This window comes from Spiroplasma endosymbiont of Nebria brevicollis (assembly GCF_964030895.1).
Taxonomy (GTDB): Bacteria; Bacillota_I; Bacilli_A; order Mycoplasmatales; family VBWQ01; genus Spiroplasma_E.
In genome coordinates this window covers 1,266,930-1,280,118 of record NZ_OZ034986.1, presented here as the reverse complement: position 1 = coordinate 1,280,118, position 13,189 = coordinate 1,266,930, and the positions used below count along the sequence as shown (strand labels likewise).

Here is a 13,189-nt window from a genome sequence, read left to right as displayed (position 1 = left end):
CTCCTTATTTAAAAGCAAAATAAGGAGTAAGTTATTGATACAATAAAAAATTATTTTATATTAATAAAAATTTAAGAGGATATTTAACTGGATCTTTATCTAAAAGCATATCTTTAATATTACTAATTATCATATTAGTAATATTGTCTATATTATTGCAGACGGAACCTTCTTCAGCCATGATATCACTCTCCTTTACTCTTTGAGAGTATAACATACTTTTTTAAAAATAAAAATAATTTTTTAACTCGAGAATTTAACTATAATAAAAAATTTAATGAAAACCAAAAAAGCAAAGAAGAATTAGAAAATTTCAAAAAAGAAGTTGTTCTTACTAAAAAAATGATGATAAGAAATGAAATTCAGAAAAAGATTTAAGTAAAATTATTAATAATAAAGAAGTGAAAATTCACATTGAGAAAATGACCATGAAAGGGTAAACTCTAAGTGAACACCTATACTAAAGTAGACTTAGAAAAAATATTAATTGAATCAACAATCTACTCTTATTATTAACTATTAAGACATTATCATAAGATAACGACAATAAATGAGGATATCGGTCCTGAGTAAGGCAAAACCCATTTTTGTGTGTAATTTATTTTATAAGACCATTGCTAACACCCAAAATGAATTTAGTTTATTAATTAATAATTTATCATGGTTTAAGACTTTTTAATTTTAAAATTATTATATGAGTAAATAAAGTGCTTCATTTCTTTTAAATTGAGTTTTCTAGTATAATGTTAATAAGTAATATTTGGTGGTGTTAACATGTTTCGTCGGTTTTTAATATTAACAATTATTTTACCAACATTAACTACTACTGCTAGTAGTATTTCTGCTTGTAGTTGGAATTTAGAGCCCACTGTGTTGGTACTAACCAGTTATGAACATGCCCAACACCAAAATAATAATGATCAAATTATTTTTAAAGAATTACAAACAATTTATGGAAACAATCATGTTGCAACTTTATTTACTTCCCAAGATGATAATCAATATGCAAATATGCTAAGGAATTTTTTAACAACTTACAATATTAAAAAAGTTTTTGTTTTAAATCCTAGTTTCCAGAAATATATTCCGCACAGTAGTGATACAAGTGTCCATTACACTAACAATATTGTTCGTATTATGCAACAATTTCAAGATGTAAAATTTTATTTTTTCAACAACATCATTGCTGATACAGTAAAAGTAAACAATAATATTTATGACATTAGATTTAACAGTGCTAATGGCACTAGTTCTGCCAAACCAGAGTATGGAAAACAATTAGCACGACATTTTGTTACCAATGTTGAAGCAGGTATTACTAATAGTGAATATAGTTTTGATAGTGATTTAAATACTGGACGTCCCATTGTTAAAATTGGAGTTATTAATAATATTGGTATTACTTATGACCAAACAATTTTAGAACAATTTAAAGCCGAAATTAAGATTATTAATACTGCTAGTAGAACTGTTGTCTATAAAATTATTGAAGTTAATCCTCATGATAGTTTTGTTACGAGTAATGTTCATAGTTCCGATGGTATCCGTGCTGTGGGACAAATTGCCCAAGAATTATATGAACATCAGGGCGTTAATTTTATTGTTAATCCTAATTCTTGATATAACAACATTATTTCTTATTCTGCTAGTTTAATTGCCACAAGACCAACATTTAGTAAAACTATTAAATTCATTGGTTGTGATGTTACTAATAAAAATGATTATGTTTATGATAATAATAGTTATTTAGCATTTAGTTTTAGTGCAGGATTAGAAATTATCGATGAAACAGTAAAACCTGAAATTGATGTTAAATACAAAATTACTCCTGATTTGGGATTACCAGAAAGTAAAAATAAGACTTATGGTGTTAGTATTATTAATTTTTATTAAGTAAGACAAGGATGTAATTATGGGAAAAGCAATATTGAAATTAACTAATCTTACTAAGTACTATGATAACCGTGCTATTTTTAAAGATGTTAATTTAGAAATTGGTCAAGAAGTTCATGCCATTGTTGGCAGCAATGCTGCTGGTAAAACATCATTACTTAGAATGTTTGCTGGATTTGATAGCCCCTCCAAAGGGAAAATTATAATTTCAAGTGTTAAAAAAGGAACACCATATCCCCGAGACCCTAGTGAAATGTCAAAGTTTAAAATGGCATATGCTGGCCAAGATGATTTTTTCTTAAATGATTTCAATGTTAAACAAAACATTGTTTTAGGCAATGAACCATTAGTTGCTAAAATATTTCCTAATTGAAAAGAAGCAGAGTTTAGGATTAATAGTTTAATGACCAAATATAAAATTAAACTTAATTTAGATAAAAAAGTATCAACACTTGCCATTGAAGAATTAAAAAAACTATCATTATTACGTGCCCTATTTAAAGAACCAAAAATCTTATTACTAGATGAACCAACTGTTGGCTTATCAGATAGTCAAAAATTAGAATTTTGAATGATTTTTAAAACATTACGCAGTGAAGAAATAACGGTCATATTTACAACTAGAGATGAAGAATTTGCCAAAGCTGTTTCTGATCGTGTTTCTTGGATTAAAGATTATCAAATTATTAATACCAAAGTTATGAAATTGAGTGAAAACACTAAAATGTTTGCAACTGATTATTGAAGCAATGTTATTAACTATCATAAACCACAAGCAGTTACTGGTGTTCCATTATTGTATGTTGATAATTTAGCAGAAAATAATCCTAATCTTTCTGATTTTCATGACATTGAATTGGTAATTGCTCCTGGTGAAATTTATGGAATTTATGATTTCGAAAACCTTTATAGTGAAGTGTTAATTGATAGTTTAGTGCGAATTAACAAAACTAAAACGGGACGTATCTTTTTTAAAGAATCAGAAATAACTAAATTGAAACCACAAGATATTAGTAATTTAGGCATTGATTGAGTATCAGGTCGGTATATTCATAAAGGAGTTATTCCTGATGCAACGTTATTTGAAAATTTTACATTTTGAAATTATAATAAACCCAAATATGTAACTAAATCAGGAGTTGTTAAAACTACCATTGTTAATAAAAAAGTAAGAGAAATTATTAAAGAATATCAAATTTTTGATGAAAATGATATGTATATAAAAGTTCAAAAGTTATCAAAAGGTGAATTACAAAAATTTGTATTAGCTCGTAGTATTGAAGAAAATCCTCAACTATTAATTTTATCCAATCCATTTTGTGACTTAGATGAAAAGTCAGCAAAATTAATTATTAAAAAATTAATAGCATTACGAGAAACAGGTGCTAGTATTTTAATTATTGATACAGATCCTTATTTATTACAATTATTATGTCAGCGTGTGGCTGTTATGTATCATAAACAATTTGTTTGTAAACTAGCAAATAATAGTGTTAAAGTGGAAATTATGAATAATCCAGCACGATGACAAGAATTTCCTATCACTAATGAAATAGTTATTAAAACTGATAAAATGTATCACTTACCACAAACAAAATGGTCAGTAAAAAAGGAAAAATTAAAAAAGTTTATTAGTTATATTAATAAGCCAATGATTAAATTACGTAATTGAATTAATAAGAAATTGGCAAATATTAAGTCAAGGTTAGGTTAGAACTATGCTAGAGAATCTTAAAAAATGGAAATTTTGATTGGTAGGTGGATTATTATTTATTACCACGATTTTTGTAGTTAGTTTAATTTTATTAATATCTAAAGTTAATCCCTTATCATTTTGAAATACCATTTTTATTCAACCGTTAAGCAATTTAGTAATTTTTAGTAATTTAGTGGAAACATTTTGCGTGCTCTTGCTGGCAGGATTAGCTGTTGCTATTACTTTTAAATACCGAATTTATAATTTAGGTGTTTCGGGGCAGATGATGTTCAGTGCTATGGTTGCGTATGTCTTAGCTGTTGCGATTGCTAAAAGTGGTGGTCATACCCAATGAATTACACCTTTCTTAATACTAGTTGCGATTGTGATTGGTGGTTTATCAGGATTACTGATTGCTGCTTTAAAAGCTTATTTTAAAGTTCATGAAGTTATTAGTACCATTTTATTTAATTTCATTGCTTGAGAAGGATATAAAGGGATTATGAGTAGTAAGATATATGAAGATTTAAAAATCCCTACTGCTATTACTAATTTACGGTTTTCATTAATTAGTGGTACGTTTAGTGTTACTAATTTATTTTCGGTTGCCATTATTATTTCCCTATTAATTTTCATTGTGGCGGTTATTATGTTTAATAATCGTACTTTAGGTTTTAAACTTAATGCGATTGCTAAAAATCCGATTGCTGCTAAACAAGCAAGATTAAATCCACAATTCCAAGGATTAATAATTTTACCAATTTCAGGAGCAATTGCTGGTGTTGCTGGTTACTTATATTTTTTAGGAATGAATAATCATCTGCCAGTATTATCAAGTCCGATTCAAGAAGGATTTTATGGTATTGTTGTGGCAGCCATGGCAGGTTATGCGCCATTGTTTGTTTTACCTTCTACTTTTTTTGTTAGTTTATTTGTTAGTCCTATTGAACATAATGCTTTTATTTATTTGAAAAATCCTGAAATGGCATTAATTATTTTAGGAATAACAATCTATTTAGTGGGTATTTATCCATTTATTTGACATTATTTATGGCATTCAATTTTTATTAAAGAACGATGAGAACAATTTAAGAAAAAAATATTACGACATAAAATACCTCAAAAAAAAGTTAGTAAAAAAGAAAAAATACCAGTAATTCACTTACAAACTGCAGATGAAAAACTTTCTAAAAATAAATTAACAACATTAAAAGATAAAATTATACGTAAGAAAGAAAAGGAAAAATAATTATGGATTTCTCATATACCACTGTTTTAGTTAATACCCTTCTATTTGCTTGTCCATTATTATTGTTATGTACAGGTGGTATTTTAAATACGCGTGCTGGAATTGTTAATTTAGGATTTGATGGTATCATGTGTGTTGGTGCAGCATTCTATTGTATTATTGTTTCTCAATTAAAGAGTAGTATGGGTGGTTCTGTTGCGATTCTAGCTTTTTTTGTTACTATTATTGTCGGTATGATTTTTAGTTTATTACATAGTTTGGCCACATTGATTTTTCGTGCAAATCAGTTTTTAGTTTCTATGGTTATTAATTATTTAGGATATGGTTTAGCAGTAGTTTTACCATTATCTTTTACAGGAACAATTAATTATTCATTATCAAGTATTTATATTCCTTTATTTTCGTGACCATCATTTTTAGTAACATTGATAGTTATTTATTTATTTGCTGCTTTGTTATTTTTAACAAAACTGGGACTATATATTAGGGGTATTGGTGAAAATCCCACAGCAGTCGCTTTGAACTATATTCATGTTAGAAGGTCACGAATGTATATTTCTTTAATTTCTAGTTCATTAGCATGTTTTGCCGGAGCATTCTTTGTTTATATACTACCTAGTAGTTTTATTGATACTAATAATTTTAATGGAATTGGGTTTTTATTAATTCCGCTATGAATGATGGCACGTAGTAGATTTGTTTTAACAACTATTATTTGTTTAATTTTTTCTTTTATTTATCAAATTGGTAATGCATCACAAAGTTTTAGTTTGATTAGTAATAATATTCCCTCTTGACTATGAGGGATGTTACCGTACTTAATTGCTTTATTGGCACTGATGATATTTCGACCTGATACAATGTTACCACCATCTTGAGGTGTACCATATGTTAAAACTGGACGGAGATGACAATAGTAGGTTATTGAATTTAAAGATTAGGGAGTGTTTCTTAATCTTTTGATTGAGTAAAATAGTTGGTTCAAAAGTTTGGTTGTACATCTATCATTTACTTCATAATATTGGTTTTAATGACTATGATATTCTTGCCCAAAAAACAGGTGCCTTTCTTTGAGAAAAAACAAAATTAGATACCTGAATTGTAGTAATGGTTTTATGTTTTAGCAAAAGCATTTTTTCACGGTGAAAGCATTAAAACCTTATTCCATTCGTCTATACAAAGAATAGAAAATATCCAAGTATTATTACAACAAGTATTAGAAAATAATAATTAGCACGCTAGCTAAGTATCATTAGAATTTATTAATAATTACTCTAATTAAGTTTGACTGACCACATGCTCCTGATACTATAACTGTTATTGCTAGTTTTCTAACAAAAATTAAAGATGGCATTATCCTACTAATTATTATTAGTTTCATTTTTGTTGGTATTTAGTTAATCATAATTGTCTTAAAAATGTAATGTAAATCAACTTTTATAACTAATAATGTTAATCTATTATATAATTAAGATAATAATTTATTATATTAAAAATCATATGTTAAATTAATTTAAGAAAGTTGGTGTTTTATGAAAATTAGACCTTTTTTAAAGTGAGTTGGAGGAAAAACACAGTTGCTAAAAGAAGTTGAAAAAAGAATGCCAAAAGATTTTAAAAATTATTTAGAACCATTTATAGGTGGTGGGGCATTATTTTTTAATATACATAATGGTAATAATAATTTTATAATTAATGCGTATAAAGCAATAAAAAAAATCCACAAAAATTAATGAAATTATTAGATGAACATGAACTAAATCATGGTTTAAATTCCAAAGAATATTATTATCTTATTAGAAAGCAAGATCGGGATATAAACTGAAATGAAAAAAATATTTTTATTAAAACTGCTAGATTAATTTATTTAAATAAAGCGTGTTTTAATGGTTTGTATCGCGTTAATAAATCCGGACATTTTAATGTTCCCTGAAATAAAAAAGAAAAAGTTAAATTATATGAAAAAAATAATATTTTAGGTTTAAGTAAAATCTTAAATAGCAATGTTGATATTTTAAACAGCGATTTTGAGAACGTTTGTAATTATGCACAAAAAGGAGACTTTATTTTTTTCGATCCACCATATGATTTAATAAAAAAAGATACTTTTGATAATTATACAAAAGATAAATTTGGTATTGAAGGTCAAAAAAGACTATCTAATTTCGCTCATAAGTTAAAAGAAAAAGGCTGTTATGTTATGATAACAAACCATAATACACCATTAATAAATGAGTTATATAAAGTTTTACTATTGATGTAGTTCCTGTAAAAAGAATGATTAATTCTAATGGAAAAGGCAGAGTGGGAATAGAGACTATTATATATAATTATTAATGAAGGGATAATAGTAGATATGAACAGAACATTTACAATTATTATTGATAATCTTAAAACCACAATAGTTGACTATGAATATTATGTTAACTTTGAAAAAATTTACTATCAAGTTTGAAATTACCTTGTTGAATTAAAAAAATATCTTTGGGCGTATCCAAAATAGGTATAGATTTAATAAAAATATAAATGAGAGATAATACTCTCATTTTTAATTGTTAAACAATTATAATTAATTATTTTGATAAATCTGTACTTTATTAAAGTAATTAATTATTACATAACTTAATAAAAATTATTAAAGGCTATAGTGCAGATATAACTAATAGTAATTTTTGTGTTGGTCTTTTATAACTTTATATTTTTTTTTGGTTCCCTTCCCCCTAGAACCCCCTACCCTCCGAGGCTTATTGCTACTTACAGTAGCAATAAGCCTATACGTAGTAGATAGTAAATATTTAGTATATAAGCCTTATCACTGTAAGTGATAAGGCTTATACATAATAGAAAGGTTAGAAAGGAATATATGACAACTATTAATTTAGAATTAAAAAGTAAAATTAAAGAAACAGATAAAGGTATATTATTAGAAATTGGTGAATATGAAACATGATTTTCTATTCAATATACTAATATTGATAATAAAAATAAAAAAATATTAATAAAAATTTTTGAAGATTGAGATTATAAATTAGGTAAAAAATCTATTATAAATGATATTTCTACTATTAAAGGTAGTGAAATTTTAAAATATATAAAAAATATTCCAAATGTTACTGCTAATGAAAATGAATTAATATCTTGTGAATTTTATAAAAAATATAATGGTTATTATATTGGACAAATAAAAAATGAAGAATGTTTTAAATATAATATTACCTGAGAAAAAGATAGAAAAAGTTTTAAAATAAATAATCCATATAATCATAATGATTTAGTAATAAATTATATAGTAACATCATTAAAAGATTTAGTAACTCATAATAATAAAATATTTTATTTAAAATATTAAGAAAGGAATTAATATAAATGCTTAATTGAAATATTATTACTCATAACTGTGATATTTGTTATAAAAAATCTTCATTTGCTAATAGAACATGTAATAACTGTTTTTATAAATTAATAGGTAAAAATAATGAAATGTAAATTACATAATAAAAAATATATTTGAATTAGTGAAATAGATAATTCTTATTATTGTAATAAATGTATTAATAATATGATTGAAGAAGATATATATTTAACAAGTGATAACTATGATAGTTTATATAACTATTATATTAATGAATTACAATTAGAAAATTTTTAAAGGAGAAAAGATAATGAATCAATTAGAATTACAAAATGCAAGAAAATTAATAGATAAATTTGAAGAATTACAAGAAGAATTTAATAGTAAATATGAAGAATTAGAATTTGAAATTGATAATGATGGTGATTTAAAAATTATGAAAGATTATTTTTCATATGAAAAAATAAATAAATTAGAACAAGTAATTATTCATTATAAAAAAATTATTAAAGGTTAAAGGAGAAAAATAATATGCAATATAATTATTTATTAAAATATAAAGTAAATTATACTAATAAAAGAAAACAAAAAATATTTTCTACAATTGAAAATGCTATTAATTTTCATAAAAATTATAAACATCATATATTAGAAAATGCTTATATTGAACATTATGAAATATTAGTAATGGAATTAGATATTAAAGGAGTTGAATAATAATGCCAGCACATAAGAAAAATCAAGAAGATTTAATTATTAAACAAATTCATATTTGAGTTAATAAAACTGATTATTATAAATTAAAAATAATTTGTGTAGAAAAAGATATTACAATTAATAAATTTGTAAGGAATTTAATTAAAAATGCAATTGAATAATAATTTAATTTTTAAAAAAGATACACATCAATATTTTATTAAAAATAAAGAATTAATTTCAGTTTCTAAAATTATTCAATATTATTTATATGAAGATAAAAATCCTTATGAAAATATACCTTTTGATAGATTAGAAAATGCTAGATTAAGAGGAGAAACTGTTCATAAAGTAGCAGAATTATATTTTAAAAATATAAATATTAATAATATAAAAGATAAATTATTAAATAATATTCAACATTTATTTAATAAAAATTATTTACAATATTGTGAAAATTTATTAAATAATTTACAAGAATTTAAAGTAAATACTAAATATATATGTGAACAAGTATTTACTTATGATATTATTGCTGGAACACCAGATTTAATTTATAAATATTGGGCGAATAAAATATACGTATAGATACTTTCAATGAGAGAAATATATCTTTAATTGTTAGTGTAATTATACCATATATTATCATTCTTGTAAACAATAATATCACTTTAATTTTACTATTTTAATCTAAAAATTCCTAACTATTTAGGTAAATATTTATTTAATTTTATATTAACTAAAAACTAATATTTTGTTTATTAAGATATGCTACTCTTGCATTTAACATATTAATAAATGTTTTAGAATTATATGCTTTTGCACCATTTCCTTTTAATGACTTTACTAAATGAAAAACAGTACTTTCAGCATAACAACCAATATTTCAATCTGCTCCTTGATTAATAATACCTTGAGTATTATTTTTAAAATAATTAAATGTTTTTTCATCAACATTATTTTCTAAAATATTAATAAATTGATTATAATTACCGTTTTTAAAAGAAGCAGATGAATCTATATACTTAGTTCAATCAGTAGATTCTTTTTTCTTTCCCCTTTTACCAACAAATGATTTTCAAAGATAACTAAAAGCATGAAATTTATCTAATATATAATAACCACCTAATAATTTAGCCATTGCTCTTATTGATAATGCACCATCACCTGCAATTATTAAATTAAGATTTTGAGATTCTAAATCTTTTAAACTATTTATTTTAATATCATAATTATTATTAATAGTTTCAAAAACAAAATTATATACTTTATCTTGTGACATATTATCATCATTTTTATATAATAAAAATGCTGTTGTTTTATTTAATAATTTATTTCTATTTTTACTAATATTAATTTTATGAGTATAAAGATTAAAAATTTTAATACAATGTTTTTCTATTATTCCATAATCATTTCTTAAAAATTCATAACAATCATCAATATCAATATGAAGTTTTTGATTATCTAATACTTTAATTTTTTCTTTTAAAGGTTGAATAGTAAATTTACTATTTTTTATTATATTACTAATAGTTTGATTTGAAATAGGACAATCGGGTAACATATCTTTAATATCACATTGTCTTTTACCTTTATGTATTTGTTTTAATATAAAATTTAATAAACGATTAGTACAATTTTTATATTTTAGAATTTTAATAAAATTTTTTACTGGACATATATTTTCATTAGTTTCTAAATTTTTATATATTCTTAATGGAAGATAAGATTTTCCAAAAGGATTAATAATTAATTTTTGTCTTCTTTGTATATATTTATATTTATTTTTATCATAAGTTTTAAAATAATTATAATCATATTCATTATTAATTAAAGTCATAATATTAATTCCTTTCTTAATTATTAATCTAAAATGATTATATATAAGAATAATAGTAAATGTTATAATATACATAAGGATAAAAGGTGAATAATATGCCAAAACAAAGAAAAGAATTAGGTAATTATAAAGAAAAAATACAAGAATATTTAAGAACAAATAAAGATAATCTTAAAAAATGTACTAAACAAGAATTAAATTATATTTTAAAGGTTGATAATAAATACATATTTGATTGCCGAAGAAGACCGACAAAATGACAAAAAGATTTTATTAACGAATATGATAAAGCATGCCTTAAAATAGGCATTGCACGATTAAAAAATGTAACTAAAGTTGCACAATATGAATGATTATATTTAAGAACAAATCATAGAGATATGTTTGATGATTTAATAGATAATCAAGATGTAGAAACAAATAATAGTAATATAATTATTAATATTACTGAACCAAGAAAAATTGAAAATAATAATTAGAAAATCTATATTTAATATAGATTTTTTCTTTATTTTAAAGGGTAAAAATGATATAATTATTATGAAACATGGCGTGACTATTTGCCTAATAATAGGAATTATTATTAATAAGGAGTTTAAAATGGAAAATTTTAAATGAGATGATAAAGTAGATTATTCTAAACCAGAAAATTTACAAAGATTAGTTAAAGAACATGAAGAATTTATGGAAAATAAAATCTTAAATCCAAAACTACAAGAACAACAAACTAAATTAAAAGAATATGAAACTAAAATTAATAGTTATGAAGAGCAACAATTATTTTCTAATATTAAAGATACTAAAAAAGTAAATTTAATTAAAAATTTAATGAGTACTGATAATTATAAATCTTTATCTAAACAAGAAGCATTTAATAAAATAAATGAAGATTATAAAGAATTTCTTATTGATAAAATATCAGAATCTTTTAAACAAGAAAATAAACCTAATACAAATGATTTTAATCCTAAAACTCTTTTAGATTTACATACAAATAGTATTAATCCAGAAGAATTAGAAAGAAAATTAAATGAAAAAGCAAAAACTACAGGTATTACTGACCCTAACGAATTAGAAAAACTTGTAAATTTAGCAAGAGGAAATGCACTTAAATCTATTAAATAGAAAGAGGATAAAATGGCAATTCCACAAATACCTAAAGCATTTATTATTGGTGGTAATACACCTACTGAAAATGCTGTTTTAAGTGTACTTGAAGCACAAGTTCGTGGTGAATTAACTGCTGAAATAAGTACTTTATTTATGAGAAATACTGTTACTGCTGACCAAATAGCAAATATTAGTGGTGTCGCAATGGCAATATATAGAGCAACAGTTCGTGTATTATGAGGTTCAACATGAGATGAATTTACTGGTACTAAAAGACAAAAAGGAACAGTTAAAACAACAACATTAATTATTGATAAAGAATTAACAATTGATTTTAATATTCCAGAATTTGATATTGAAAGATTTATGACTTCACCAGCAAATGTAGCAACTCAAATTGTTTCAAATTGAACAAGTTCATTTATGAGAAATTTAAGAGAAAATTTTGAATTAATATTTTTACAAGGTACCAAAGATTATGCAATTGCTAAATCATTAGTATTACCTTTAAATTTAAATAATATGACTAAAGAACAAGCATTAAATGCTTATTATATAATTGGAGAAAGAAATAATAAATTAATTAAAAAAGTAGATGATATTACGGTTGGTATTAATAAAGCAGATTTAACTGGTGCTTGTGGTATTGATAGTAGTTTTAATTTGGCAAAAGCATTTACATTATTAAATTATGGTCAAATTGCTGCAAATACTTTAGCAACTGGTAAAAGATATACAAATCAAATTATGGGTATGGAATTTTATGAAAGTTTTTATTTAGAACAAGATTTTATTCATGATACAGTTTCTGGTATGCATTTAGAAAAAGATTATAATTTATTAAATTTATTTGGTGTAGTTTATAACAGATATATGTGAGGTATGCCTATTTCATTTACAAAAGTAAGAAATAAATTAGATAATGCAACAGATAATATTCGTATTATTGGGAAAGCATTATATGCATTACCAAGTGCAATTAGACCAGATTTAATGTATATTATTCAAGAAAAAATGCCAACAATTGATGAAATTAAAACAGCAAGAGCAAAAAATTATAAAACAGACCCAACTAATGTTAATGCTACTTATCAATCAACAGATTATGATAATATGAATATTTTAGATTTACAAAATATAATTTATTATAAAGATTTAGGAAAAATTACTATTGCTAGTGATAATCCTACTAGTGATGAATTAGATATAGCAATAGTAAAAATAGGTAATGTTGGATTTGAACCTAAAAAAGCAACATATACTAATATTACTAATACAAGTGCAACTATGACTGGTGATAATAAAGAATATTATGGAACAGTTAAATTAACATTTACTAAGGCTTAAATT

18 protein-coding genes are annotated in these 13,189 nt (G+C 23.7%); 16 read left to right on the top strand and 2 right to left on the bottom strand.

Annotation, left to right across the window (positions count from 1 at the left end; all coding sequences use genetic code 4):
• Positions 1-55 precede the first annotated feature (55 nt).
• Entirely contained in the window at positions 56-181 is a 126-nt protein-coding gene (locus tag AAHM98_RS07575) for a hypothetical protein (RefSeq protein ID WP_342276231.1), read from the bottom strand.
• A 593-nt stretch (positions 182-774) separates the two neighbouring features.
• Between AAHM98_RS07575 and AAHM98_RS07570 the strand changes: the two genes are divergently transcribed.
• The 13 genes from AAHM98_RS07570 to AAHM98_RS07510 all read left to right on the top strand — a co-directional run bounded on the left by AAHM98_RS07570 (position 775) and on the right by AAHM98_RS07510 (position 9,474).
• On the top strand, positions 775-1,893 hold the full coding sequence (locus AAHM98_RS07570; protein WP_342276230.1) for a hypothetical protein: 1,119 nt from the start codon (positions 775-777) through the stop codon (positions 1,891-1,893).
• A 19-nt stretch (positions 1,894-1,912) separates the two neighbouring features.
• Entirely contained in the window at positions 1,913-3,607 is a 1,695-nt protein-coding gene (locus AAHM98_RS07565) for an ATP-binding cassette domain-containing protein (protein WP_342276229.1), read from the top strand.
• A 37-nt stretch (positions 3,608-3,644) separates the two neighbouring features.
• Positions 3,645-4,838 carry an ABC transporter permease gene (locus AAHM98_RS07560; protein ID WP_342276228.1) on the top strand — a complete coding sequence of 398 codons (1,194 nt, stop codon included), beginning with the start codon at positions 3,645-3,647 and terminating at the stop codon, positions 4,836-4,838.
• Between the two features lie 2 nt (positions 4,839-4,840).
• The gene (locus tag AAHM98_RS07555; protein WP_342276227.1) at positions 4,841-5,755 is read left to right on the top strand and encodes an ABC transporter permease subunit; all 915 of its coding nucleotides are present in this window, start codon (positions 4,841-4,843) and stop codon (positions 5,753-5,755) included.
• A gap of 615 nt (positions 5,756-6,370) precedes the next feature.
• A complete protein-coding gene (locus AAHM98_RS07550; protein WP_342276226.1) occupies positions 6,371-6,571 on the top strand; it encodes a DNA adenine methylase in 201 nt (66 codons plus the stop codon).
• Positions 6,571-7,101 (top strand): Dam family site-specific DNA-(adenine-N6)-methyltransferase, encoded by a 531-nt coding sequence (locus AAHM98_RS07545; RefSeq protein WP_342276225.1) that lies wholly within the window; start codon positions 6,571-6,573, stop codon positions 7,099-7,101. The genes AAHM98_RS07550 and AAHM98_RS07545 overlap by 1 nt, the downstream gene beginning before the upstream one ends.
• 93 nt (positions 7,102-7,194) lie before the next feature.
• Positions 7,195-7,341 (top strand): hypothetical protein, encoded by a 147-nt coding sequence (locus AAHM98_RS07540; RefSeq protein ID WP_342276224.1) that lies wholly within the window; start codon positions 7,195-7,197, stop codon positions 7,339-7,341.
• A gap of 360 nt (positions 7,342-7,701) precedes the next feature.
• Positions 7,702-8,187 carry a hypothetical protein gene (locus tag AAHM98_RS07535; protein WP_342275892.1) on the top strand — a complete coding sequence of 162 codons (486 nt, stop codon included), beginning with the start codon at positions 7,702-7,704 and terminating at the stop codon, positions 8,185-8,187.
• Between the two features lie 126 nt (positions 8,188-8,313).
• Positions 8,314-8,487: a hypothetical protein gene (locus AAHM98_RS07530; protein ID WP_342275760.1), complete on the top strand. Its 174-nt coding sequence runs from the start codon at positions 8,314-8,316 to the stop codon at positions 8,485-8,487.
• 13 nt (positions 8,488-8,500) lie between these two features.
• Complete coding sequence (locus AAHM98_RS07525; RefSeq protein ID WP_342275759.1) at positions 8,501-8,707, top strand: hypothetical protein; 207 nt, start codon at positions 8,501-8,503, stop codon at positions 8,705-8,707.
• Between the two features lie 14 nt (positions 8,708-8,721).
• The gene (locus AAHM98_RS07520; protein ID WP_342275906.1) at positions 8,722-8,907 is read left to right on the top strand and encodes a hypothetical protein; all 186 of its coding nucleotides are present in this window, start codon (positions 8,722-8,724) and stop codon (positions 8,905-8,907) included.
• A gap of 2 nt (positions 8,908-8,909) precedes the next feature.
• Positions 8,910-9,068: a hypothetical protein gene (locus AAHM98_RS07515; RefSeq protein ID WP_342275895.1), complete on the top strand. Its 159-nt coding sequence runs from the start codon at positions 8,910-8,912 to the stop codon at positions 9,066-9,068.
• Complete coding sequence (locus AAHM98_RS07510; protein WP_342276223.1) at positions 9,055-9,474, top strand: hypothetical protein; 420 nt, start codon at positions 9,055-9,057, stop codon at positions 9,472-9,474. Before AAHM98_RS07515 ends, AAHM98_RS07510 begins: the two co-directional genes overlap by 14 nt.
• Before the next feature lie 151 nt (positions 9,475-9,625).
• On the opposite strand, the gene AAHM98_RS07505 is transcribed toward AAHM98_RS07510, so the two are convergent.
• On the bottom strand, positions 9,626-10,729 hold the full coding sequence (locus AAHM98_RS07505) for an Mbov_0401 family ICE element transposase-like protein (RefSeq protein ID WP_342276222.1): 1,104 nt from the start codon (positions 10,727-10,729) through the stop codon (positions 9,626-9,628).
• Positions 10,730-10,824: 95 nt separating this feature from the next.
• On the opposite strand from AAHM98_RS07505, the gene AAHM98_RS07500 reads away from it, so the two are divergent.
• The 3 genes from AAHM98_RS07500 (at position 10,825) to AAHM98_RS07490 (ending at position 13,186) form a co-directional block, all read left to right on the top strand.
• Positions 10,825-11,208: a hypothetical protein gene (locus AAHM98_RS07500; RefSeq protein ID WP_342275810.1), complete on the top strand. Its 384-nt coding sequence runs from the start codon at positions 10,825-10,827 to the stop codon at positions 11,206-11,208.
• Positions 11,209-11,329: 121 nt separating this feature from the next.
• Complete coding sequence (locus AAHM98_RS07495; RefSeq protein WP_342275991.1) at positions 11,330-11,854, top strand: hypothetical protein; 525 nt, start codon at positions 11,330-11,332, stop codon at positions 11,852-11,854.
• Positions 11,855-11,866: 12 nt separating this feature from the next.
• Positions 11,867-13,186 carry a hypothetical protein gene (locus tag AAHM98_RS07490; RefSeq protein WP_342275922.1) on the top strand — a complete coding sequence of 440 codons (1,320 nt, stop codon included), beginning with the start codon at positions 11,867-11,869 and terminating at the stop codon, positions 13,184-13,186.
• Positions 13,187-13,189 lie beyond the last annotated feature (3 nt).